The sequence below is a fragment of the Corynebacterium sp. genome, from assembly GCF_012837295.1.
Taxonomy (GTDB): Bacteria; Actinomycetota; Actinomycetes; order Mycobacteriales; family Mycobacteriaceae; genus Corynebacterium.
In genome coordinates, this window is record NZ_DURI01000053.1 from 1 (window position 1) to 23089 (window position 23089).

Consider the following 23089-nt stretch of genomic DNA (forward strand, 5'->3'; position numbering starts at 1 on the left):
CTGCTGCTCGGCGCGTCGACGTTCGTGCCCGGCGCGCTGACCGGCCTGTTCCGGCATCGCCGCCTCGGCATCGGTCTGCTCATGACCATCAGCGCCATCGGCGCCGTCCTCCTCGGGTACGTCGCCGAGGCCGCGGCCCTGGCGTTCCTGTACTCCATCTCGGAGGCTCTCGAGGACAAGGCGATGGACCGCGCCCGCCGCGGCCTGCGTTCGCTGCTCTCCCTCATCCCCGACACGGCGACGGTGATCGACCCGGATTGCGGTTCGCGCCGCACCATCCCCGCGCGCGAGATCCGTCCCGGCATGCGGTTGGCGGTGCCCGCGGGTGGGCGGGTGCCCACGGATTCTTTGCTTGACGACGCTTACGCCACCGTCGATTCCTCATCCGTGACGGGCGAGTCGATCCCCGTGGAGGTCGCCGCCGGCGACGAGATCATGGCCGGCGTCATCGCGGTCGGCGCCCCGATGACGGTGACGGCGACCGCGCCCGGCGACGACAATTCCCTGACCGCCGTGGTGCGCCTGGTCGAGGACGCCCAGGCGGAGAAGGGCGACCGCGCCCGCATCGCCGACCGCATCGCCCGGCCATTGGTGCCCGGCGTGCTCGTGCTGGCGGCGGTCGTGGCGATCATCGGTTCCCTGCTCGGCGATCCGGTCGAGTGGATCACCCGGGCCCTGGTGGTGCTGGTGGCCGCCTCCCCGTGCGCGCTGGCCATTTCGGTGCCGGTGACCGTGATTTCGGCCATCGGCGCGGCCAGCCGCTTCGGCGTCGTGGTGAAGTCCGGTGCCGCGTTCGAGCGGCTCGGCGCGATCGGCCGCGTCGCCATCGACAAGACAGGCACCCTGACCCGCAACGAACCGACGGTCACCGCCGCCATCGCGTCGAAGCCCATGCGCGAGCGGGGCGTCACCGCCGATGACGTCCTGGACTGTGCGGCGGCCCTGGAACGGCATTCGACGCACCCCTTGGCCGCCGCCATCACGGCGGGAGCTCTCCGACGGGAGGCCGGAACACCCGGGGCCGACGGCGCCACCGAACGAGTCGATGCGGCCGAACGAGCGGCCACCACCGAACCCCCGATCGCGGTCGATGTGCGGGAACGTGCGGGCACGGGACTGACGGGCACCGTCGGGGGCACGGCCATCGCCGTCGGCAGCCCGCGCAACCTCGACCCCGGCGATCTCCGCGACGAGGTGCACCGGCTCGAAGCCGACGGCAACACCGTGGTCGTGGTCCACCGGGACGGCGAACCCGCGGGCATCATCGCCGTGCGCGATGAACTGCGCCCCGAAGCCGCCGAGACCGTCGCCGCACTCGAGCGCGCCGGCATCGGCGTCACCATGCTCACCGGCGACAACCGCCGTGCCGCGCATGCGCTGGCAAAGCAGGTCGGCATCGGCGACGTCCGCGCCGAACTGGCCCCGCGCGACAAATCCGATGCCGTGACGGAGCTGGCCGCCGCCGGGCACGGCCGCGGCCAGGGCGTCGCCATGATCGGCGACGGCATCAACGACGCGCCCGCGCTGGCCTCGGCCGACATCGGCATCGCCATGGGCGCCACCGGCTCCGATGCCGCCGTCGAGTCCGCCGACGTTGCGTTCACCGGCCATGACCTGCGGTTGCTGCCCAAGGCTCTGGAACATGCCCGCCGCGGCCGCCGGATCATGGAGCAGAACATCGGCCTGTCCCTGCTCATCATCGTGGGGCTGCTGCCGCTGGCACTGACCGGCGTCCTCGGCCTGGCGGCGGTGGTGTTCATCCACGAAGTCGCGGAAGTGGTGGTCATCCTCAACGGGCTCAGGGCGGCGAAGGCGAAGATCTGACTCCCGGGTGCCGGGCATCACCCGGCCCGAGGGAATACCCTTCACCGGGCCCGGGTTATATGGGGTTGGCCGTTCGCGGCCGCGCGGCAACCCCCGCACCCGCCCCTGGGCCGGTTCCCGGATCAATGCCCCGCCTGCCTCCACCCCCGACAGGAGCCCTCCCGTGAATTATCTCGCCAGGATCCTCGGCACCACCAAGGTGCTGTGGCCCTTCTACGTGGGCATCGTCATCAGCTCGATCGGCACCGCGATCGCCTCGCTGGTCAGCCCGTTCTTGATCCGCGACGCCACGGACACCATCGTCGACGCCATCGGTGCCGGTGACCCGGACACGGTCGCCCGCGCGGTGACGGCGATCGTCTGGTTGGCCATCGGCCTGCTCATCGCGGACCTGGTGCAGACGGTCGTGCACAACATAGGCGGCTACCTCGGCGACGTGATGACCTCCCGCATGCGCGAGATTCTGTCCACCCGCTACTTCGCCAAGCTCCTGTCGCTGCCGCAGCGCTACTTCGACGACCAGGTCACGGGCACCATCATCGCCCGCCTGGAACGGTCGATCACCAACGTCACGCAGTTCCTGCAGTCGTTCTCCAACAACTTCTTCCCCATGCTGCTCACCGTCTTCGCGGTGCTCGGCATCACCGGTTGGCACTACTGGCCGCTGGCGCTGCTGCTGGCGACGGTCTTCCCCACCTACATGTGGCTGACCACGCTGACGTCGAAGCGCTGGCAGAAGATCGAGGGCAAGAAGAACGAGCAGGTCGACATCGCCGGCGGCAGGTTCGCCGAGGTCGTCGGCCAGGTCAAGGTCGTCCGCTCCTTCACCGCCGAGGTCCGCGAGGTCGATGATTTCGCCGGCCATTACGACCGCACCGTGGGCCTGACCCGCGAGCAGTCGTCGTGGTGGCACCGCATGGACGCCCTGCGCGGCGGCCTGCTCAACCTCATCTTCTTCGGCATCTACCTGCTGCTGTTCTTGCGCACGCTCCACGGAGACTTCACCATCGGCACCATGGTCATGCTCATCCAGCTGGTGAACATGGCCCGTCAGCCGGCGATGATGATGAGCTTCCTCGTCGACGCCGCGCAGCGCGCCGTCGCCGGTTCCCGCGACTACTTCGACGTCATGGCGCTCGAACCGGAGGCGTCCGCGCCGAAGGAACTCGTCGCGGCCGCCGCCACCGACGGCGGCGGAAACGCAAGCGCCGGGTCGTCGTCAAGCGAGGGCGAGGACGGCGCGGCAGCCCGCACCGCCCCGGCCCGCCTGGCCCCGCCCGCCGACGGCTCGCCCGTCATCGATCTGGACGACGTGTCCTTCGCGTACGAGGAGGGCAACCCGGTCCTCGAGGGCGTGACGTTCACGGCCGGGCGCGGCGAGAAGGTCGCGCTCGTCGGTGAATCCGGCGGCGGCAAGTCGACGCTGGTCAATCTCCTGCTCGGCTTCTACCAGCCCACCGACGGCACGCTGAAGGTGTGCGGCGCCGACGTGCGCGACGTCGACATGGACGAACTGCGCAATTCGGTCGGCGTGGTGTTCCAGGACGCGGCGCTGTTCTCCGGCACCATCCGCGAGAACATCGCCTACGGCCGGCCCGACGCCACCGACGCCCAGATCGAGGACGCCGCGCGCCGCGCCAACGCCGACGGGTTCATCCGCCGCTTCCCCGACGGCTACGACACCACGATCGGCGAGCGCGGCCTGAAACTGTCCGGCGGGCAGAAGCAGCGCGTGGCCATCGCGCGGGCGATCCTCAAGGACGCTCCGGTGCTGCTGCTCGACGAGGCGACCTCCGCGCTGGACACCAAGGCCGAGCGCGAGGTGCAGCGCGGCCTGGAGAAGCTCATGGAGGGCCGCACGACGGTCATCATCGCCCACCGTCTGTCGACGATCTCGAACGTCGACACCATCGTCACCCTCGACCGGGGCCGCGTCGGCGAGGTCGGCTCCCCCGCCGAGCTGGCGGTGTCCGGCGGCATCTACGCCGAGCTGCTCAAGCTCACCGCGTCGGCGTCGGCGGCCGATCGCAAGCGCCTGAAGAAGTACGGCCTGGAGGTCTAGCGGGCGGCGCCGGGAAGCTGGGCGGGCCGCCCTACGCGGCGCGGCCGGCCCAGGACACGAGCTCGTTGCCCAGGATTTCGGGGCGGCGGGGGCCGTCGTAGGCGAAGAGCGTGACGTAGTCGGCGAAGGTGAACGCGTCGGCGGCTGCGTCCTGATGCTGGGCGGCGGGGGCGGCCAGTGCGGCGGTCATGGCTGGGAGTCTCCGGGAATTCGTGTGCGGGCTGTCTTTCGCTTTGCGACGAGTACGTCCGCGCGACAACCGCAGGAGCCCGGAAGGGGCGCGCTAGGGTCGCGGCGCGGACGGGTGACAGCAACACATCGAGGGCGACGGAACCGCACGATGAGTGTTCGCGTGGACCATCGGGTGCTCCCTTCCGTCGATGTGGCGTTCCCGGGCCGGATTCCCCGGCGGGTGGCCGGGGTCGTCCCCGGCGGCTAATGAACAACTTAGTCTATTTCGGGGCCCGCACCAACCCCCTCCCCCGAAAAATTCAGCGTGAATCGAATCACGCCCCTGCGGTGGCGTAGGAGCGCGGGCGCTCCGGCGCGTCACTCCCCGCTGCCGTGCGGGAGCGTCACGGCCGCGGCACGAGGTAGCGGCCGGCCGCCGGCACCGCTTCGACGGTGACGGGTAGGAGGGCCATGACGTCCCCGTCGGCGTAGGCGCGGTGCCCGCCGACGCCGAGAAACTCGACGCGCGCGCTGCGGGTGCGGTGGACGGTGACTTCGTCGACCTCGACGTGCTCGCCGGTGAAGACCTTGGAAAACGTCAGCGCCGCTTTAGTCCGCGACGCGCGGCCGACCACCGTGACGTCGAGAAGCCCATCCGAGTGGTCCGCGGTCGGGCAGATCTTCATCCCGCCGCCGTAACTGCGGGTGTTGCCGAACGCGGCCAACGTCACCGGATCGTCGAGCACCGTGCCATCGTCGAGGGTGATGCGGAACGGCAGCGAGTGGAAGTTGAGGAACTCCGCGACGATGGCCAGGTTGTACCGCATCCGCCCGTGGGGCCAGGTCATCGAATTCACCCGGTCCGAAACCAGGGAGTCGAACCCCGAGCACATGACGGTGCCGAACCAGCGCGACGTCCCGTCGTCGGCCGTGATCCGCCCGAGGTCGGTGGTGATGGCGAAACCGTCGGCGACCACGTCGGCCGCCGCTTCCGGCGAACTGGGCAGGTGGTACTCGCGGGCGTGGTCGTTGCCCGTGCCGGCCGGGATGATCCCCAGCGGGAGACCGGTGCCCGCCTGCACCTGCAGCGCGAGGTTGATCATGCCGTCGCCGCCGACCACCACGAGGGCGTCGACGCGCTCATCGGCGGCAACTTCGGCCAACAGATCGCGGGAAGCCGCCTCATCGCGGCCCTGCACCGCCACGACCGACACGCCCCGTTCCGTGAGGCGCGCCATCGCCCGCTCGGCGGCGTGCGAGGCGCAGCCGTGACCCGCACGCGGGTTCGTCACCAGCGCAACGGCGCCGACGTCGACCCAGCCCATGGGGTACTTCTCGCGATCGAAACTCACGGCACCAGTGTGCCAGGATTCATGATCCCCGCGGGGTCGATCGCCGTTTTGATGCCGCGCAAGATGGCGACGCCGACGTCGCCGATCTCGTCCGCCAGGTACGGCAGGTGGTCCGAACCGACCGCGTGGTGATGGGTGATCGTCCCGCCGCCGTCGACGATCGCCCGCGACGCCGCGTCCTTCGTCGCCCGCCACTGGCCCCGCGGATCCTCCGACTGGGCGGCGACGACGGTGAAGTACAGCGATGCGCCGGTGTCGTAGACGTGGCTGATGTGACACAGCACGAACGCGGGCGCAGGCGCCAGCGCCGAGGTCACGGCCTCGGCGACCGAGGCATGCAGCGCCGGGATGTTCGACCAGGTGGTCGCGGTTTCCAGGGTTTCGCACAATGCCCCGGCGTCGATGAGCGCGTCGCGCAGGACCGGAGCGCCGAAGCGGCCGTGCTCCCATGCCCGGGCGGGCTCCTCCCCGAGGGAGCGGCCGCCGTGCGCCTCGAGGATCGCCCTGGTCCGGGCCATTCGCGCCTCGACGTCGGAATCCGCTCCGGCGTCGCCCGGCCCCTCGTACATCGTGATGCACAGGCAGCCCGGATCGAGGTCAACCTCCCCGATGCCGTCGGTGGCTCCCGCCAGGTTGACCATGGTCTCGGATTCGTCGGAAAGCCTGATCACCGTCGGTCCCGCGCCGAGCTGCGCGACCTCGCGCAATCCCGCCGCGCCGGCCGCGAAATCCGGGAAACGGTACGCCTCGTGGCGGACGACCTCCGGGGCGCGGTGCACGCGCACCCGCACCTTCGCGATCACCCCGAACGCCCCCTCCGACCCCAGGAACACCTCGCGCAGGTCGGGCCCCGCGGCCGATGCGGGGGCGCGGCCGGTGTCCGCGATCCCGGTGGGCGTGACGACGGTCAGCCCGCGCACCATGTCGTCGAAACGCCCGTACCCCGCGGAATCCTGGCCGGAGGAGCGCGTCGCCGCATAGCCGCCGATGGTGGCGTAGGGGAAGGACTGGGGGAAGTGCCCCAAAGACCAGCCCTTCTCCCCCAGCAAGCGCTCGGCCTCCGGACCCGTGAGGCCGGCGCCGAGGGTGACCTCCCCCGACACCTCGTCGAGGTCCTCGACGTCGCGGAACCGCGCCAGATCCACGGAGATCACCGCGCCGTGGCGGCCACGTTCGGGGTTGACGCCGCCGACGACGGAGGAGCCGCCGCCGAATGGCACGACGGCGATGCCGCGCTCGGAACACAGCTCCAGCACGGCGAGGATTTCCTCCGCCGACCCCGGGGCGACGCAGACGTCGGGGGCCTCGATGACATCGCCCGAGCGCCAATCCAGCAGGTCGAGATACGACTTCCCCCGGGCCCGACCCAAACGCTGGTCACGGTCGGATGAAACAGCCCCGGCGCCCACGATGTTCTCCAGCGCCGCACGGTCGTCGTCGTCAAGCATGGGCTCGGACAACCGCACATCCGCGAGCTCCGGGCGCGACCCGGAGTCCGGATTCAGGCCGAGGAAATTCGACAGCAGGCCACGGGTGCCCCGGCCCAGCGGGCGCGCCTCTTCCGGGGTACCCCACAGGAAGGGGTGCATCGGCGGGACGGGGACGGGCTGCGGAGAGCCGGCGTCGGTCATGGGACACAGCTTAGATTCCCGCCCGAACACGGTTGACGGAGACCCCGAAGATGCATAGACCCCTCTGTCTACTTTGCGGGCCGGCCGGGTGTATGGTGAGCCGCATGCCTGACGTGACCTTCCCCGACATCGCCACCCTGCGCGCCCGCGGCACCCTGAAGTGGACGGCCTACCCGGAGGACGTGCTGCCCCTGTGGGTCGCCGAATCCGACGCCGCCACCTGCCCCGCCGTCCTCGACGCCGTGCGCGAAGCCGTCGACCGCGAGTACTTCGGCTACCCGCGCCGCAGCGTCGCCGATCTCGCCGACGCCACGTCCGACTGGTACGCCGACCACTACGGCTGGCGCCCGTCCCCCGACCGCATCCACCCCGTCGCCGATGTCGTGCGCGGCGTGACCCTGGCCGTTCGGTACCTGACCCGGCCCGGCTCCGCGATCGTTCTGCCGGTGCCGGCGTACATGCCCTTCTTCGAGGTCGGGCCCGCCGCCGACCGCGACATCGTGCACGTGCCCACGCTTTCCGACGGCCCCGATCCCGCCGCGGTGGAAAAGGCCTTCGCCGGCGGCGCCGGCAGCCTGATCCTGTGCAACCCGAACAACCCGCTGGGCTTCACGTTCACCGCCGAGCGCATCGCCGAACTCGCCGACATCGCCGCGAAGTACGGCGCGCGCATCATTTCCGACGAGATCCACGCCCCCGTGGTCCTCGACGGCCGTCACGTCCCCGCCGCCTCGGCGTCCGCAACCGCCGAGGCCGTGACCATCACCGTCACCGCCACCTCGAAGGGCTGGAACACCGCCGGGCTGAAGTGCGCGCAGATGATCCTCAACGAGTCCGACGACGAAACGTGGCGCGGCCTGGCCCACGTGATCAAGGAGGGCGTGTCCACCCTGGGCATGGTGTCCGCCACCGCCGCCTATCGCGACGGCGGCGCCTGGCTCGAGGAGTTCAAGGACGTCCTGCGCGCCAACCTGGACGTCATCGAGCGCCGCCTGCCGGAGGTCGCCCCCGGTGCCGTGCTCGACCGGCCGCAGGCGTCCTACCTGGCGTGGATCGACTTCCGCGGCGTCGAGGGCATCGTCGACCGCGACGGCAATCCCGTGGAGCCGCAGAAGTGGCTGCTGGACAACGCGAAGGTGGCCCTCAACCCCGGCCCCGCGTTCGGCGAGGGCGGTGAGGGCCACGTCCGGCTGAACTTCGCCACCTCCCCCGAGATTCTCGGGGAGGCGCTGGACAGGATCGGCGCGGCGCTGGCGAAGTAGACCCACGACGCGATTCAACCCCCGGGAGCGGAAGCTCCCGGGGGTTGAATCATGGGGGGCGACTTCGAAGGGCCCGCCAGTTTCGGGGTTTAGACCCGCACGCCGTTGACCGTCAGCGAACCGTCGGCGTTGACGGTGACGTCGGCCGCCATGGCGGCGGCCATGTTCATGCGCAGATGCGACGCGCGGCCGTCGGTGCGGTCGAGCGGGAAGCCCGAGTCGATCGCGGTGACCTCGAGGACCTTCACGCGCTGCTCGTCCGTGAGCTGCGGGTGGGTGGTCGCCAGCAGGCCGGCGTAACCCTGCGGCACCGTCACGGCGACGCCGGCCTCGCCGACGCGGTTGAAGCCGTAGGTCATGCGCTCGGTGTACTGCGCGATCGCGGCATCGTCCGACAGGTAGGGAGTGTCCGCGGCGATGCACTCGGCCAGCGTCGAGCCGCAGCGCCACTCGAGCTCCGCGCGCAGCTCCGCGGCGGCGGCCTGGATCAGCGGGCGGAACTGCGGGTCCGCCCAGCGGTCCGCGGCGGCCTGGTTGCCCATCATGCGGCCGCCCATGACGTCGAGCGGGTAGTGCACGCCCATGACCAGGCGGGACTGTCCGGCCTCGGAGGACCTCGCCTGGATCTGCGGGGCGACCTCCGGCAGCATCATCGACATCAGCGTCGCCGTCCACGCGGCCTTGTTCGTGTGGCCCGACGGGTAGGCCGGGGTTTCCGAGTACGGATCGTCATCGCCCGGGTTGTCGCGGTAGTAGCGCTCGATGCGCTCCGGCGCGACCACGAAGGGCCGGTCGTAGTTGTACGTGTACTTCTCGGCGAACGAGGACGACGCGATTCCGCCCGCGCGGGCCAGGTTGCCGGACATCAGGGCGGTCATCTTCGGCAGACGACCCTCCTCCACCGCCGCGCGGAAGTGGGTGCCGAGGTTCTCGCCGAAACCGGCGGAGAGGTTGACCAGCGGATCGTCGTGGTCGTCCTGCAGCGCCAGCAGCTGGGCGGCGCGATCGTCCTTGGCGGCGTTGTTGATGCGCACGACGATCTCGAGGTTCTCGTCCATCACCTCGGGATGGTTCTGCTGCAGATCCCGGAACGGGTCGACCACCGAGTGGTAGAACACGCCTTCGCCGGAAGCGTCCGACGGGAAGGCGCGCGCGATGTAGTCGGCCGGGAACGGCTGCGGGACCGGCGCGCCGTTCTCGTCGACCGCCGGGGCGTTCTGTCCCGGCACGAAGCTGGGCGCGCCCATCGGCGGAATGCCGGTGACGCCCGGCAGCGCGTCGCCGGTGGCGCCCGGAACCGCGTCCCCGACCTCGCCGGGCACGGCATCGCCCTGGCCCTGGCCCTCCGGGGCCACGGCGCCACCGGGCAGGCCCGGGATGACGTCGCCGATGCCCGGAATGGAATCGCGGGACGGCAGCCCCGGCAGATCCTGGGCGCCGGCGGCGGGGGCCAGCGGCAGGGTGATGGCGAGGGCGGTGACGGCTGCGGCGGAACGCAGTCCGGCACGGAGGAAACGGCGGGAACCGGTCTTCACGGTGCGGATACTCCTGAGGCGGGATTCGATTTCTCGAAGCGGGGCGGGAACGCGCGGCGCCCACGCGGGGCTGCCGCCGTCAATCCGAGATCGGATGAATCTTATCCCGGAATCCTTTCCAAACGGAGGCAAACCGTCAACCGCGGAGTTAATGGACCATGAACCCGAGGTGACGCCAACGGTCCCCGCCAAAACTTTCCCGCCTCCCCGGCGACCGCTCCGGCTGCCGTTGCGACGAACTGCTCCGTAGAACCGGTTCGGCGAACTGCTCCGACGAATTGCGCCGTCGAACTGCTCCGTCGAACTACTTCGCCGAGTAGTCGTAGAAGCCGATGCCGGACTTGCGGCCGAAGCGGCCCGCCTCGACCATGCGCTTGAGCAGCGGCGGGGCGGCGTAGGTGGGCTCGGCGTACTCGTCGTACATCGCGTCGGCGATGAACTTCACGGTGTCCAGGCCGACCATGTCCGCCAGGGTCAGCGGGCCCATCGGGTGGGCGCAGCCGTTGACCATGCCGGCGTCGATGTCCTCCTTGGTGGCCACGCCGTCCTGCAGCATGCGGATCGCGCCGAGGATGTACGGCACGAGCAGCGCGTTGACGATGAACCCGGAGCGGTCGGTCGCCTTGATCACGGTCTTGCCCAGCGCCTCGGACGCGTAGGCGTGCGCGCGCTCGGCCTGGACCTCGCCGGTGGACAGGGTGACCACGTGCTCGACCAGCGGCAGGACCGGCACGGGGTTGAAGAAGTGCAGGCCCATGACGCGCTCGGGGCGCTTGGTCGACGCCGCGATCGACTGGATGGGCAGCGAGGAGGTGTTCGAGGCCAGGATCGCGTCGGGGTCCTCCACGACCTCGTCGAGCTGCGAGAAGACGCTCGCCTTGACCTCCGGGTTCTCCACGATGGCCTCGATGACCAGCTGGCGGTCCTTGAAGTCGGAGAAGGAGGTGGTCCACGAAATGCGGCCCAGGATCTCGTCGCGCTCGGCCTGCTCGAGCTTGCCGCGGGACACGGCCTTGTCCAGGGACTTCTCGATGCGCTGCTTGCCGCCGTCGAGGAACTCCTGCTTGGCCTCCCACACCAGGACGTCACTGCCGGCCTTAGCGCAGACTTCGATGATGCCGGAGCCCATCTGACCGGCGCCGACGACGCCGACTCGGGTGATTTCATTAGCCATGTTCGGTTCACTCCCGTGGTTTCGGTTGCGGGGCGATCATCCCCGGCAACCTCACGGGCCGCCGTCGTGATCGCGCTCACGTTCTCCCGCCCACGTTACCGGCGATTCACGGTTGCCGCGCAGGAATTCGCCCATCCCCCGAACCGTTCGGCCCCGGTGCATACGGTCCCGGGCAAACGCCCCCCCCGGGCCGATCCCGGATCGATCAGCGCGGCGGCAGCGTGGGCAGCTTCGCGGCGAGCTCCTTGAGCCGGTCCGACGACTCCCGGGCGACCGCGGCCACGTCGGGGTCGCCGGCTTCGGCAAGCCCGGCCCACGCTTCCCGCAGCCGCGGCACGTGCACTCGCAGCATGTCGCCGAAAGCGCCCGCCGCCTGCTCTCCGGACGCGCCCAACACCTTCTGGAGCTCGTCCTCGGTGAGCATCGACGCTCCGCCCTCGGAATCCAGACGGTCGGTCTGCGTTTCCAGGATGCCGCGGAACTCCCCCGCCACGGCCTTGAGTTCGCCGGACACGGCGCCGTCGGCCTGGATGTGCTCGGCGGCGCGCAGCAGCTGCTCGGCGTCGGCGACCAGGTGCGCGGCCCTTTGCTTGGCGACGTCCGCGTCCCCGACCGAGGGTGCGGAACCCTGCGGCGGTTCCTGGTTTCCGGCGGTGCTGGGGTCGTAGCCGCATCCGGTCAACGCCAGTGCGGCGGCGAGGCCGGCCGTCGCAAAGCCATGCCGCAGGCGGGCAAGGCCCGTACGGCGGGCGCAACGACCCGAACGCACTACTCGACCTCCAGCTCGCCCATGCGGTCCCAACCGTCCTTGCCCTCGAGGGACTGGGAGACGATGCGCGGGGTCTCCGTCAGCAGGGGCTGCATGGTGTCCATGGCGGCCTTGAAGTGGTCGGAATTGACGTGCGCCTCGGCGGCGTCGTCCTCGAAAGCCTCGACCAGGACGTACTCGTTGGGATCCTCGACGGAGCGGGACCACTCGAACCACTTGTTTCCGGCCTCCGCGCGGGTGGCGGCGGTGAAATCGGCGACGTGGGTCATCCACTCGTCGGCGTACTCGGGCTTCACGGGGAACTTGACGACGATGAAGATCATGCCGCCAGCATACGTGCGCCCTGCACGCCGACCCGGCCCCCTTTCGCCGTGGGCGATCAGGAGGACGGGGACCTCGTCGCGTCGGGGCCGGCCGGATCATCGTCGATGAACTCGCCGTCGATGCGAACGTCGCCGGAAATGACCAGCGTGCCGTCCTCGTCGTAGGAGTACTCGATGGGCGGCAGCTCGTTGCCGTCCTCGTCGTAGCCCGGCGCCGGGGCGGCCTCGTGGGCGGCGAGCTTCTCCGGGGTGTCCGTCTTCTTCCACTCGCGGGTCTTCGGGCGGCGGACGGCCATGTGGTCGTCGCTCATGCCCTTGACCAGCGACCACATCATGATGAAGTGCATGAAGAAGAAGGGCACGCCGATGAGGATGACCACTTCCTGCAACGCGAGGATGCCCGACTCGCCGGAGATCACCAGCATGGCGCCGGCGACCGCGCCGATCATGACGCCCCACAGGATCCGGTAGGACGTCGGCGCCTTGTTCTCCTCGCCCGTCGACATCATGTCCGTGACCATCGCCGCGGAGTCGATGGAGGTGACGAAGAAGATCATGATGATCAGCAGCGCGAACACGCTCATCGCCGTCGCCAGCGGGTACTGCTCAAGCAGGATGAAAAGCGCCGGGGACGGGTCGCCGCCCTCGACGACCGGCTCCGACAGCACGCCGGGGTTCGCGGCCTCCAGCTCGAAGCCCGCGCGGCCGAAGATGGAGAACCAGATGATGACGAAGATCGTCGGCAGCGCGATGACGCCGGCGATGAACTGGCGCACCGTGCGGCCGCGCGAGATGCGGGCGACGAACATGCCCACGAACGGCGACCAGCAGATGGTCCACGCCCAGTAGAAGACCGTCCACGTGCCCTGCGACCACTCGGGGTTGAGGTCGTAGGAGTCGGTCCAGAACATGATGCGCGGCAGCTCGCCGGCGTAGATGCCCACGGTGTCCACGACCTGCTTGAGCAGCGTGAGCGTCGGGCCCATCAACAGCACGAAGATCATCAGGGCGACGGCCATCCAGATGTTGACGTTGGACAGCAGCTTGATGCCCTTGTCCAGGCCGCGGGCCACCGAAATCGACGCGACGATGATGATCGCCGCGATGAGCAGCAGCTGGACCATGGAATTCTGCGCGAGGCCCAGGACGCGGGAGGCGCCGGAATTGATCTGCATCGCGCCCATGCCGACGGACACCGCGATGCCGAAGACGGTGCCGATGATGGCGACGGCGTCGATGAGCTTGCCGGGCCAGGCGTAGATCTTCTCGCCCAACAGCGGCGCGAAAATCGACGACACCCGCGGCGGCAGCTTGCGCTTGTAGATGAAGTAGCCCAGGGCCAGGCCCGGCAGCGCCATGATCACCCACATGTGGACGCCCAGGTGGTAGATGGTGAAGCCCATCGCCTCCTGGCGGGCCTCGATGCTCATGGGGTCGAGGTTGCGCGGCGAGTTGATGGCGTGGTTCATCGGCTCCGCGACGCCCCAGAACATGAGCATCGAGCCGGTGCCGCCGGCGAAGAGCATGCCGAACCATTCGGCGACGGTGTACTCGGGGTCCTCGTCGTCGTCGCCGAGCTTGAGGTTGCCGTAGCGGGAGACGAAGACGCCGATGAGGAAGACCAACGCCGCGGACACGCCGCCGATGAACAGCCAGCCGAGGTTCGTGGTCACCCAGCCGGAGGCGGTGGAATAGGCCTCGCGGGCGGTGTCGCCCATGACGACGGTGAACACCACGAATGCCAGAATGAAGCCGACCGACGCGAAGAAGATCAGCGGGTCCGTCTTGAGCCACCGGAATCTCGTCCGCTTCTTTCCGTCCGCCCCCATATCGGCGATGGACCGCGGTTTCGCGTCCGCGTCGCCCGATGGTTCGTGGTCTACGGTGTCTGTTGATTGCTTTGCGGAAATGGAATCCTGGGGATTCATCCGTAAGGCCTTCCGTGGTTCGTTGACACTGACATAATTATCGTAGCGGCACGGCAATCCCGTTCACTCATTCACCCGGCCGCCCGGTTCCCAGGAGGTTCGAGTGGAGAGCTACCGCCTCGGCGAGCGCGCGCTCGCGGTGTACCTGTCGTCCATCACCGGATTCATCGACGCGCTGGGGTTCCTGTACCTCGGAGGCTTCTTCCTGTCGTTCATGTCCGGCAACACCACGCGCCTGACCGCGGCCTTCGCGGAGGGCGCCTGGGAAGTCGTGGGCAAGGCCGCCGGCGTCATGGCCCTGTTCCTGGTCGGCGTGATGATCGGCGCCCTGATCAGCCGCCTCGGCCACCGCCACTTGCCGCCGACGCGGGCACGCGAGGCGGTCCTGTTGTTCATCTGCCTCACCGCCACCATCGCGTCGATCTGGGTGGTTACCGGCGAGGAGCTGCCCGCCGTGCTCAGCCTGTCCTTCACCGTCGGCGCGATGAACAGCATCTTCGAGCGCGACGGCGAAGTCTCCATTTCGCTGACGTACATGACGGGCACCCTGGTGAAGATGTCGCAGCGTTTCGTCGGCGCCTTCTTCGGCGGCTCGCACCGCGATTGGATCGGCTACTTCCTGTTGTGGGTCGCTCTCGCGGTCGGCGCCATCTTCGGCGGTTGGTGCTTTACGACGATCGGCCTCAAAGCCGTGTGGGTCGTCACCGCCATGATCATCGGGGGAACCGCGGTGGCGTTGGCCAATCGCCATCGACGCCGAAAGGCCGGATTGCACGTCTGACGGGTGCGCGCGGGCCGTCGTCGAGCACGGGGCCCGGGCGCGGGACCCGCTCGCGCACTCCCCCGGCCCCCGAAAACACCGTTCGGCCGCGGGGCGACGCGTTCTTGGGCAAAATGGTCGGCATGGACGCGAACCCCCTCAACCAGGTCCCCCTGATCTTCCCCTGCAACGGCAAGACGCCGCGGATCCACCGGTCGGCGTGGATCGCCCCCGGTGCGGTGATCATCGGCGACGTCACCATCGGCCCCGATTCCTCGGTGTTCTACGGGTCGGTGCTGCGCGCGGACATCAACTCCATCACCGTCGGCGCGCGGACGAACATCCAGGACAACTCCACCGTGCACGTCGACGCCGACGCCGAAACCGTGCTCGGTGACGACGTCACCGTCGGCCACATGGCGCTGATCCACGGCACCCGCGTGGGCAACGGCACGCTGGTCGGCATGAAGTCGGCGCTGCTGTCGCACTCCGTCGTCGGCGAGGGTTCGCTCATCGCCGCCGGCGCCGTGGTGCTGGAGGGCCAGGAGATCCCGGCGCGCTCGCTGGCCGCCGGCGTGCCCGCGAAGGTCCGCCGCGAGCTGGACGACGCGACCGTGGAGGGCTTCATCGCCCACGCGGCGAAGTACGTGGAGACCTCCCACCTGCACGGAGACATCTCCCCGATTCCGCTGTCGGACGTGCTGTTCGACTGACGCGGACGCCAGTGCACTACACGTGCAGGGCGGTGAAGGGCGGGAACGGCAGCAGCCGCACGACGGTCCAGATCACCAGCACGGCGACGGTCACGTGCGGCAGCCATTTCCATGTCGTCCACGTGGGCAGCCGCTTGCCCAGCGTGCGGCCCATCCACACCACCCACGCCCACGCGAGGAGCACCACGGCCACGACCGCGACGGCGTTGTAGCGGATCGCCCCGGACAGGTCGAAATGCGTGAGCGAGTAGAGCATCCGGGCGGTGCCGCAGCCCGGGCACGTGACTCCGAGCAGCGTCTTGGTCGGGCACACCGGCGTCGGACCGCCGGGGGTCGTGGGGTCGGCGACGGCCAACGCCGCGCAGCCGCACACCGCACCGGCGGCGACGATGAGCGGGCCGGCGGGAGACGTGGCGAACCAATTCCCCGCCCGCTCCATCACGCCGGCCGAACCGCCGTGGGCGTGCCGGTGCGAGTGCTGGTGGGCGTGCTCGGTCATTCGATCAGTACTGGTTGAGGTAGACGTCCGCTCCGCCGGTGGCGAACACGATGATGTTGGCGATCAGGCCGATGCCGGCGAGCACCGCGGCAACGATCATCCAGGTCTTGGCCTTGTTCGAGGCGTCCTGCGCGCCCTGGTAGTCGCCCATGTTCCACAGCGAGTCGACCTTGTTGCCGAACACGATGGCCGCGATGCCGGCCGGCAGTCCCAGCAGACAGCAGAAGAGGAAACCGCCGATGGTCGCGATGATCGAGGGGACCATGTAGTTCTGGGGCTTGCCGCCGGCGGGGGCCGACTGCGCACCGTACGCGCCGTAACCGCCCTGGCCGTAGCCCGACTGGCCGTAGCCGCCCTGGTCATACCCTTGCGCGCCGCCCTGGCCGTAGCCTTCCTGGTAACCGCCCTGGCCGTAGCCCTGGGAGCCGGACTGCCCGTAACCGCCCTGGTCATACCCCTGGGAACCGCCCTGGCCGTAGCCCTCCTGGCCGCTGCCGCGGTAGTTCTCGCCGTAGCCGCCGTACGAGCCGTCGCCGGACCCGTTTCCGCCCCTGGCGCCGTCGCCGGAGTCGAAGGGATCGTTCGGCGTGTTGTCGTTCGGGTTGGTCATCGAAGTGCCTTTCTTCGTGCCCGACGTGATCGGGGTACAAGTGCCGACGATCGGGAAATCGCAGCGCTTTTTATTTTACAGCGGAGTCATTCTTGCGGCGAAGTCATTTTCCTCCGCGAAACTCCAACGTGCACCGCGCTCCCCGCCCTGCCCACGCGGGCCACGCGGGCGGGCCCCGTCAGTCGACGGCGGTCCGGTACGCCTCGACGGCGCCGACGCAGGAATCCGTGGCCGCACCGTGTTCGGTGACCAGCACGTACTGCATCCCATCCTGCGCCGTCTCACCGGCGAGGCACTGGGAAAACGTCGTCACCAGCACATCCTCGACCACCCACACCGATTCCGGCGCCTCTGGAGCGACGGTTTCGCGGGCGGGCCTCGGCTCCGTTTCGGCGGCGATGACGTCGTACTGCAGCGCCGGATCATTCATCAGCAGCGCCAGCCGCCCGCTGTCCGGATCCTCGAAGTCGCACCAGCCGGCGGCCTCGTCCCGCGTGCGCAGCTCGTACCCGGCGCCCGTCATCCGGTCCACGACCTCGGCCGAGCACATGTCCACCGCAGGCCGGCCCGTCCCCGGCAGGTCCGGGAGTGCGGCGGGCGTCACGTCTGCGGCGACTTCGCTTGACGACGCCCCGCCGTCACCCCCATCACCGCACGCCACGAGCCCGGCGCCGAGCCCCGCGGCCAAGGCGACGGCCGCACCGCGCACGACGACGCGGGAGCGGTGGCCGAACCCGGACGCCACTCCCAGCCTCCCCTCTCGGTTCACTTCGCCGCGACGATCTCGGCGCCGGCGTCGGCCATCTCGCGCAGCGCCGCGGCGCCGCGATCCGCGTCGACGGCCGCGATCTGGTTGGCGTGGACGACGACGTCGAAACCTTCGCGCAAGGCATCGAGCACGGTCGCCCGCACGCAATGGTCGGTGGCGACGCCGACGACCTCGAGGTGCGTCACTTCGGCGGCGCGGAGGGCGTCGGCAAGCAAAACCCCCGCCTCCGTCTTGCCCTCGAAGCCCGAGTACGCGGCCTCGAACTCGCCCTTGGTCACGTCGATGCGCACCGCCTGCGGATTGGTCATGGCGAAGTAGTCCAGGGCGCGGACCATGTCCGGGTGGATCTCCGAGCCCGGCTCGCCCGCGGCGCAATGGCGCGGCCAGGAATCGACGTAATCGGGGTTGTCCGACCAGTGCGAACCCGGGTCGATGTGGTTGTCGCGGGTGGTCACCAGCACGGAGTACTTGCCGGCGCGGCCCGCCAGGTGCATGTGCGTGGCGCGGTAGGCGGCGATGGCGCCGTCGACGGCCAGCGACCCGCCCTCGGAGAAGTCGTTCTGCGCGTCGACGACGACGAACGCGGTGGTCGGGCGGTCCTCCGGATCCTCCACGGCCTCTTCCTCGTTGGCCGTCTGCACCGACCGGTAGGTGTCGGCGAAGGAAGGCCGGCGCGACGTCATCTGCGACGGATCATTCGGGATCTGCAGCGGATCGGCGGCCGGGTTCGCCACCGGATCGCCCGCCGGCGCCGTATTCGGGTCCGGCCGGCGGCCGGGCTGAAGATCGAGCCGCTCGGGGCGGCGTCCGGGCTGGTTCTCCTGCTCGTTCATGGTTCCCGATCATGCCATGCGCGCCGGATTTCCCACCGACCGATCGGCCCGGGCTCAGGCCTTCGGCTTGGACTTGCGGAAGTACAGGCGCTTGCGCACCTTCGCCACCACGTCGCCCTCCTCGTCGACGATGTCGCACTCGAACCAGCGCAGGTGCTTGTCGCCGCCCGCGATCTCCGCGCGGATCTCCTCGATGGTCTCGGCGGGCATCTCGATGACCGCTCGGACCGTGCCGCGGCCGGGCTTGAGGAATTCGATGCCGGCCTCCGTGTCCCACACGCGGTAGCCGGGGCCCAGCTGGTGCATCGCGAGGATCATGAAGAACGGGTCGGTCATCGACTGCATCGTGCCGCCGAAGACGGTGCCCACGGCATTGGTGAACCACGGGCGCAGACGGTGCTTGACGACGAGCCGCGTGCCGTCGTCCGCGGCCTCCTCGATGCGCACTCCGGCGCCGAGGTACGGGGGCCACATCCACATGAATCGCTTGAGTTGCCTGGGGGTCCATCGCATGTCGGAGACGTTACCGACGCGTGCGCCGCCGCGGATCCGAATCGGGGCATAGAATTTCATCCATGAACGACAGCATGAACAACGTTGACTCCGGTGACCGGGGGGCCGTCCGATGAGCGGCGGTCTGGCGGCGCTGCTCGATGACGTCGCGGCCCTGGCCCGGGCCGCCGCCGCATCGGCGGACGACATCGCCGCCGCGACCGGCAAAGCCGGCGCAAAGGCCGCCGGCGTCGTCATCGACGACGCGGCGGTGACCCCCCAGTACGTCACCGGCATCCAGCCGAAGCGCGAGCTGCCCATGATCTGGCGCATCGCGAAGGGCTCGCTGGTCAACAAGCTGGTCATCATCCTGCCCATCGCCCTGCTGTTGTCGCAGTTCCTGCCGTGGCTGCTCACGCCGATCCTCATGCTCGGCGGTTCCTACCTGTGCTTCGAGGGCATGGAGAAGGTGTGGGAGAAGATCTCGCACAAGCTCGCCCACGAGACCGAGGAGGAGCGGGCGGCCCGCGAGGCCGCCGTCGTCGATCGCGAGCCCGCGGACGAGGATGCGCTGGTGAAGTCCGCGATCTTCACCGACCTCATCCTGTCGGCGGAGATCATGGTCATCTCGCTCAACGAGGTCGCCGACGAAACCTTCGTGCGCCGCGCGGTGATCCTCATCGTCGTCGCACTGGCCATCACCATCCTCGTCTACGGCGTGGTCGGTCTGCTGGTGAAGATGGACGACATCGGCCTGGCCATGGCCAAGCGCAGCGACGGCTTCGCCGGAAAGTTCGGCATGGGCCTGGTCAAGGCGATGCCGGTGGTGCTCACCATCATCGGCATCATCGGCACCTTCGCCATGCTGTGGGTCGGCGGCCACATCATCCTCGTCGGCGTCGACGAGCTCGGCTGGCACGCGCCGTACCAGTTCGTCCATCACCTTGAGACGATGGTCCCCGCCGGGTTCCTCGCGTGGCTGGTCAACACGATCTGTTCGCTGATCCTCGGCGCGATCTGGGGCGCCATCCTCGTCGCGATCATGCACTTCCTGCCCTTCGGCCACGGCAAGGGCCATGGAGACGGCCACGGTGACGACCATGGCGGGGCACACGACGCAGACCACGCCGGCGACACCGCGGACGCCGCCGCGGGCGACGCCACGGCACGGGTCGACCAGGAGCACACGTCGCACATCCGCGCCTCGGCCGGCTCCGTCACCCCGGGCGGCCTGCTGGCCGACCGGGACGCGAAGAAGAAGTCGGGCCACTAACCGCCGACCCGCCACGATGCCCCGGTCGGCCGCCGATGCGGCCTATCGGGGCATCGCCATGTCCGGCGATGGCCGGGGCCCGGGCCCTATTTGAACTCGCCGTCGACGTACATCCACCGCTTGGACCGCAGGATGAACGTCGACCGTTCCCACAGTTCGCCGGGGCCGCCGGCGTCGCGGTAGCGGGCGCGGAACTCCACCACGCCCTCGCGATCCCCCGCCGCGCCGTCGACGACGTCGAGGATCTCCAGTCCCGACCATTCGACGTCGGGGTCGAAGGTGACGGCCTCGGGCCGGCGGCGCGGGTGCCACGTCATCCAGATGTAGTCCGCCTCATGCGCCGCGTACGCGGAGTAGCGCGAGGCCATCAGCTCCACGGCCGTCTCCGCCAGGTGCTCCCGCCGATGCAGCGGGGCGCAGCAATCCCCGTAGCGGGGCGCATCTTCCCCGTCCAGGCGGCCCCGCCCAGCTCCGCGGCCCCGTCCACGCCCCTGCCCGCGCGCCGCGCCGCCGCACGGGCACGGTGCGGCGTCGTCAAGCCGAATGCGCGTGAAAAGCGGTCCGCCGCTCATGTTCTCTCCCCTATCCCCGGTCGCCCGGCGTCCCGCCGGATTCCTGCCGGACACCGTAACCCATCACAGGAACAGCAGCAGGCTCACGGCCATGACGGCCATGCCCGCGATGAGCCCGTAGATCGCCGTGTGATGGCGGCCCGTGGCCTCGGCGGCGGGCAGGAGCTCGTCGAGCGAAATGAACACCATCACGCCCGCGACCATGGCGAACGCGATGCCCATGGTCACCGGCCCCAGGAAGGGCATGAGCACCAGGAAACCGATCAGCGCGCCCGCGGGTTCCGCCAGGCCGGACAGGAACGACCAGTTCAGGGCTTTGCGACGGCTGCCCGTGGCCTGGTGGATCGGGACGGCGACGGCGATGCCCTCGGGCACGTTGTGGATCGCGATGGCCACCGCGACCGGGATGGCCAGCTGGGGGTCCTCCAGGGCCGAGATGAACGTGGCGAAGCCCTCGGGAAAATTGTGGATGCCGATGGCCAGCGCGGTCATCGTGCCCATCTTCATCATCCGGCGCCGCTGCGCGGAGAGCTCCGGATCGTCGGAGATGCCCGGCTCGTGCGGGTTGATCGGCTCCGGTACCAGCCGGTCGATGATGGCGATGAGCGCGATGCCGCCGAAGAACGCGGCGACGGCCGCCCAATTCCCGGTGACCGACCCCCATGCCTCCGTGAGCTCCTCGATGCCCTTGGGCAGGATCTCCAGCATGGAGACGTAGAGCATGACGCCGGCCGAAAAGCCCAGCGCCCCGGCCATGAACCGGGGACCGGGGTTGCGGCGGCCGACGGAGATCAGGCCGCCGATGCCAGTTGACAGACCCGCGGCCAAGGTCAGGCCGAAGGCGAACCACAGATTTTCCACGACTCGAACATAGCGCGACCCGATCATTCTCGGGACCGGTGGTCGGCCGGACCGGATTTCGCCGGGAAACCGCCGCCCGTGGAGACCGGGGCTACGCCTGGAAACCGACGATGCGCTCGTCGCGAGGATCGACGCGAACGTTCAGGATCGCGCCCGGCCCCAGCTGCTCGGCGGTGACCTCCTCCGCCCACGTCTCACCCGAGACGGGAAGCTCCGTGCCATCGGCGCGGAGGATGGTCGCGTCGATCCGCAGGGGAACGTGGTGGTGCCGAACGTCCCCGGTGCGCCGCACCGACGTCACCGTCGCACGCGCGGGCATGCCCTCCGCCGGCAGCCGGGCGTCGACGGCCGATTCGAATCCGAATGCCCGGCGCACGGCACGGAGCGTGGCCACGACGTCGTCGCTCCCCCGCCGCGACCGGGCGATCGGGGCGAGCCGCTCCGGATCCCCGGCGAAATGGTGGACGGGGATCAAGGTCCCGGGTACCAGTTTCCGGGCCTCGAATCCGTCCAGCCCCATGCGGACCACGCCGGGAAATTCCCGGCCGTCCGTCGTGAGCACGTCGACCGAAACGTCGTGCAGCTCGCCTTCGCTCGTGGTCGCGTTCGCGTACCGGAGCTCCTTCACCACCGCCACCGCCATCGGCTGGGAGTCCCAGTCCACTCCGCTCGTGCCGCCGTTCTCGCGCGACGAGCGGAGCATGGCGATGACCGTGATCGTCACGATGAGGCCCGCGATGGGCGCGACGGCCACGAAGCCCCGCGCGACCGGGCCCGAGTCCGCGAGCACCCCGGAGAAATTGAGGTACGCGAAGAGCATGAGCACCGCGATCGCGCCGGCGGCGAAGATCGCGTAACGGGTTTTCACTCCCGTTCCTTGGCCACGCCCCCAAGCTCGTACACGCGGAAGGCGACCCCGTTGCCGGCGCCGATGAGCGCACCCGCCTCGGCGAGCTTCGGCGGGATGAAATCGACCGGAGCCGGATGGCCCGGGAGGTCCGCGAGGTACTGCTCGTGGCATTCCAGGGACTTCACCGCGGCCTCCACATCGCGGGGTTCGACCTCCACGACGTGCGTCGGATCGCCGACCTGGCCGACCAGGAACACGTCGGGCTCCCACGGTTCCAAGCCCTCGTCCTCGGCGAGCTCGCGGAAGATCCACCGGTTGCCGGCGTCGCGCGCGGCGTCGATGGCGGCGCGGCCCGCCGCGCGGTGATCGGCCTGGTTGAGCCCGTGCGGCGCCTCGAACTCGAAGGTCAGCGTGACCACGGCATCGGGGCGCACCTGGCGGATGCGGCGCGCGATGTCGCGGCGCAGATCGAGCCCCTCGACGAGGTGGCCGTCGGGGTGGTCGAGGATGACGAGGTCATCGACGCCCACGCACTCGCACGCGGCGCGCTGCTCCTCGGCCCGCAGGGGACCGACCTCGGCGGGATCGCGCTTCATGCCCGCCTCGCCGGCGGTGAGCAGGAGGTACGACACCTCCACTCCCGCCCGCGTCCAGGCGTTCACCGCCGCCGAAATGCCGTATTCGGTGTCATCGGGGTGCGCGACCACGCACAGCACCCGCTTCCAGTCCCGCCAGTCCAAGGCGAGAATGCCATTGCCGCTGCCGTCCGGGACCTCGGTCCCCTCGGTGCCGTCGTTGCGTCCATCGTCGTTGGTCATGCCAGAAC

23 protein-coding genes are annotated in these 23089 nt (G+C 69.7%); 6 read left to right on the forward strand and 17 right to left on the reverse strand.

From position 1 onward, the window contains the following. Together GX015_RS01740 and GX015_RS01745 are read left to right on the forward strand one after the other, a co-directional pair. On the forward strand, positions 1-1824 hold a 1824-nt coding region (locus GX015_RS01740; protein WP_291342323.1), incomplete at its 5' end, for a cation-translocating P-type ATPase. Positions 1825-1987: 163 nt separating this feature from the next. After that, complete coding sequence (locus GX015_RS01745) at positions 1988-3886, forward strand: ABC transporter ATP-binding protein (protein WP_291342325.1); 1899 nt, start codon at positions 1988-1990, stop codon at positions 3884-3886. 31 nt (positions 3887-3917) lie between these two features. Here GX015_RS01745 and GX015_RS01750 read toward each other — a convergent pair whose 3' ends face one another. From GX015_RS01750 to GX015_RS01760, 3 genes are all read right to left on the reverse strand, one after another. Further along, the gene (locus GX015_RS01750; protein WP_291342326.1) at positions 3918-4076 is read right to left on the reverse strand and encodes a hypothetical protein; all 159 of its coding nucleotides are present in this window, start codon (positions 4074-4076) and stop codon (positions 3918-3920) included. 385 nt (positions 4077-4461) lie between these two features. Next, positions 4462-5382 (reverse strand): diacylglycerol kinase, encoded by a 921-nt coding sequence (locus GX015_RS01755; RefSeq protein WP_291342379.1) that lies wholly within the window; start codon positions 5380-5382, stop codon positions 4462-4464. A 23-nt stretch (positions 5383-5405) separates the two neighbouring features. Further along, positions 5406-7040 carry an FAD-binding oxidoreductase gene (locus tag GX015_RS01760; protein ID WP_291342328.1) on the reverse strand — a complete coding sequence of 545 codons (1635 nt, stop codon included), beginning with the start codon at positions 7038-7040 and terminating at the stop codon, positions 5406-5408. 104 nt (positions 7041-7144) lie between these two features. On the opposite strand from GX015_RS01760, the gene GX015_RS01765 reads away from it, so the two are divergent. Further along, positions 7145-8302: an aminotransferase class I/II-fold pyridoxal phosphate-dependent enzyme gene (locus tag GX015_RS01765; protein ID WP_291342330.1), complete on the forward strand. Its 1158-nt coding sequence runs from the start codon at positions 7145-7147 to the stop codon at positions 8300-8302. An 89-nt stretch (positions 8303-8391) separates the two neighbouring features. Here the strand turns inward: GX015_RS01765 and GX015_RS01770 are convergent, their stop codons facing one another. The 5 genes from GX015_RS01770 to GX015_RS01790 form a co-directional block, all read right to left on the reverse strand. Beyond that, positions 8392-9837 (reverse strand): phosphatase PAP2 family protein, encoded by a 1446-nt coding sequence (locus tag GX015_RS01770; RefSeq protein WP_291342332.1) that lies wholly within the window; start codon positions 9835-9837, stop codon positions 8392-8394. 304 nt (positions 9838-10141) lie between these two features. Beyond that, positions 10142-11011: a 3-hydroxybutyryl-CoA dehydrogenase gene (locus tag GX015_RS01775; RefSeq protein WP_291342333.1), complete on the reverse strand. Its 870-nt coding sequence runs from the start codon at positions 11009-11011 to the stop codon at positions 10142-10144. A gap of 205 nt (positions 11012-11216) precedes the next feature. Beyond that, the gene (locus tag GX015_RS01780) at positions 11217-11780 is read right to left on the reverse strand and encodes a hypothetical protein (protein WP_291342335.1); all 564 of its coding nucleotides are present in this window, start codon (positions 11778-11780) and stop codon (positions 11217-11219) included. Beyond that, positions 11780-12103 (reverse strand): putative quinol monooxygenase, encoded by a 324-nt coding sequence (locus tag GX015_RS01785; protein WP_291342337.1) that lies wholly within the window; start codon positions 12101-12103, stop codon positions 11780-11782. Before GX015_RS01785 ends, GX015_RS01780 begins: the two co-directional genes overlap by 1 nt. 56 nt (positions 12104-12159) lie before the next feature. After that, complete coding sequence (locus tag GX015_RS01790) at positions 12160-13932, reverse strand: BCCT family transporter (RefSeq protein ID WP_291342339.1); 1773 nt, start codon at positions 13930-13932, stop codon at positions 12160-12162. A gap of 202 nt (positions 13933-14134) precedes the next feature. On the opposite strand from GX015_RS01790, the gene GX015_RS01795 reads away from it, so the two are divergent. Next, the gene (locus GX015_RS01795) at positions 14135-14812 is read left to right on the forward strand and encodes a YoaK family protein (protein WP_291342341.1); all 678 of its coding nucleotides are present in this window, start codon (positions 14135-14137) and stop codon (positions 14810-14812) included. Between the two features lie 122 nt (positions 14813-14934). Then, on the forward strand, positions 14935-15504 hold the full coding sequence (locus tag GX015_RS01800) for a gamma carbonic anhydrase family protein (protein WP_291342343.1): 570 nt from the start codon (positions 14935-14937) through the stop codon (positions 15502-15504). 16 nt (positions 15505-15520) lie between these two features. Here GX015_RS01800 and GX015_RS01805 read toward each other — a convergent pair whose 3' ends face one another. The 5 genes from GX015_RS01805 to GX015_RS01825 form a co-directional block, all read right to left on the reverse strand. Further along, the gene (locus GX015_RS01805) at positions 15521-15943 is read right to left on the reverse strand and encodes a DUF2752 domain-containing protein (RefSeq protein WP_291342381.1); all 423 of its coding nucleotides are present in this window, start codon (positions 15941-15943) and stop codon (positions 15521-15523) included. 64 nt (positions 15944-16007) lie between these two features. Continuing rightward, positions 16008-16613: a CD225/dispanin family protein gene (locus GX015_RS01810; RefSeq protein ID WP_291342345.1), complete on the reverse strand. Its 606-nt coding sequence runs from the start codon at positions 16611-16613 to the stop codon at positions 16008-16010. Between the two features lie 178 nt (positions 16614-16791). Continuing rightward, positions 16792-17358: a hypothetical protein gene (locus tag GX015_RS01815; protein ID WP_291342346.1), complete on the reverse strand. Its 567-nt coding sequence runs from the start codon at positions 17356-17358 to the stop codon at positions 16792-16794. Positions 17359-17378: 20 nt separating this feature from the next. Further along, positions 17379-18215 carry an isochorismatase family protein gene (locus GX015_RS01820; RefSeq protein WP_366926216.1) on the reverse strand — a complete coding sequence of 279 codons (837 nt, stop codon included), beginning with the start codon at positions 18213-18215 and terminating at the stop codon, positions 17379-17381. 54 nt (positions 18216-18269) lie between these two features. Beyond that, positions 18270-18728 carry a DUF4442 domain-containing protein gene (locus tag GX015_RS01825; protein ID WP_291342347.1) on the reverse strand — a complete coding sequence of 153 codons (459 nt, stop codon included), beginning with the start codon at positions 18726-18728 and terminating at the stop codon, positions 18270-18272. A 112-nt stretch (positions 18729-18840) separates the two neighbouring features. Between GX015_RS01825 and GX015_RS01830 the strand changes: the two genes are divergently transcribed. Further along, positions 18841-19980, forward strand: coding sequence for a DUF808 domain-containing protein (locus GX015_RS01830; protein ID WP_102212371.1), 1140 nt, complete (start codon positions 18841-18843; stop codon positions 19978-19980). An 86-nt stretch (positions 19981-20066) separates the two neighbouring features. On the opposite strand, the gene GX015_RS01835 is transcribed toward GX015_RS01830, so the two are convergent. From GX015_RS01835 to GX015_RS01850, 4 genes are all read right to left on the reverse strand, one after another. Further along, positions 20067-20552 carry a YchJ family metal-binding protein gene (locus tag GX015_RS01835; RefSeq protein ID WP_291342349.1) on the reverse strand — a complete coding sequence of 162 codons (486 nt, stop codon included), beginning with the start codon at positions 20550-20552 and terminating at the stop codon, positions 20067-20069. Between the two features lie 63 nt (positions 20553-20615). Then, a complete protein-coding gene (gene zupT, locus GX015_RS01840) occupies positions 20616-21413 on the reverse strand; it encodes a zinc transporter ZupT (RefSeq protein WP_291342351.1) in 798 nt (265 codons plus the stop codon). Positions 21414-21504: 91 nt separating this feature from the next. Then, positions 21505-22281: a hypothetical protein gene (locus GX015_RS01845; RefSeq protein ID WP_291342353.1), complete on the reverse strand. Its 777-nt coding sequence runs from the start codon at positions 22279-22281 to the stop codon at positions 21505-21507. Next, positions 22278-23081 (reverse strand): PIG-L deacetylase family protein, encoded by an 804-nt coding sequence (locus GX015_RS01850; RefSeq protein WP_291342355.1) that lies wholly within the window; start codon positions 23079-23081, stop codon positions 22278-22280. Before GX015_RS01850 ends, GX015_RS01845 begins: the two co-directional genes overlap by 4 nt. Positions 23082-23089: the final 8 nt, after the last annotated feature.

Bases quoted from the DNA above. Each gene is read 5' to 3' on its own strand.
- GX015_RS01850 (WP_291342355.1), bottom strand. From the start codon at position 23,081: ATGACCAACGACGATGGACGCAACGACGGCACCGAGGGGACCGAGGTC.
- GX015_RS01830 (WP_102212371.1), top strand. From the start codon at position 18,841: ATGAGCGGCGGTCTGGCGGCGCTGCTCGATGACGTCGCGGCCCTGGCC.
- GX015_RS01790 (WP_291342339.1), bottom strand. From the start codon at position 13,932: ATGGGGGCGGACGGAAAGAAGCGGACGAGATTCCGGTGGCTCAAGACG.
- GX015_RS01810 (WP_291342345.1), bottom strand. From the start codon at position 16,613: ATGACCAACCCGAACGACAACACGCCGAACGATCCCTTCGACTCCGGC.
- GX015_RS01825 (WP_291342347.1), bottom strand. From the start codon at position 18,728: ATGCGATGGACCCCCAGGCAACTCAAGCGATTCATGTGGATGTGGCCC.
- GX015_RS01765 (WP_291342330.1), top strand. From the start codon at position 7,145: ATGCCTGACGTGACCTTCCCCGACATCGCCACCCTGCGCGCCCGCGGC.
- GX015_RS01835 (WP_291342349.1), bottom strand. From the start codon at position 20,552: ATGAGCGGCGGACCGCTTTTCACGCGCATTCGGCTTGACGACGCCGCA.
- GX015_RS01755 (WP_291342379.1), bottom strand. From the start codon at position 5,382: ATGGGCTGGGTCGACGTCGGCGCCGTTGCGCTGGTGACGAACCCGCGT.
- GX015_RS01760 (WP_291342328.1), bottom strand. From the start codon at position 7,040: ATGACCGACGCCGGCTCTCCGCAGCCCGTCCCCGTCCCGCCGATGCAC.
- GX015_RS01800 (WP_291342343.1), top strand. From the start codon at position 14,935: ATGGACGCGAACCCCCTCAACCAGGTCCCCCTGATCTTCCCCTGCAAC.
- GX015_RS01820 (WP_366926216.1), bottom strand. From the start codon at position 18,215: ATGAACGAGCAGGAGAACCAGCCCGGACGCCGCCCCGAGCGGCTCGAT.
- GX015_RS01785 (WP_291342337.1), bottom strand. From the start codon at position 12,103: ATGATCTTCATCGTCGTCAAGTTCCCCGTGAAGCCCGAGTACGCCGAC.
- GX015_RS01750 (WP_291342326.1), bottom strand. From the start codon at position 4,076: ATGACCGCCGCACTGGCCGCCCCCGCCGCCCAGCATCAGGACGCAGCC.
- GX015_RS01805 (WP_291342381.1), bottom strand. From the start codon at position 15,943: ATGGAGCGGGCGGGGAATTGGTTCGCCACGTCTCCCGCCGGCCCGCTC.
- GX015_RS01775 (WP_291342333.1), bottom strand. From the start codon at position 11,011: ATGGCTAATGAAATCACCCGAGTCGGCGTCGTCGGCGCCGGTCAGATG.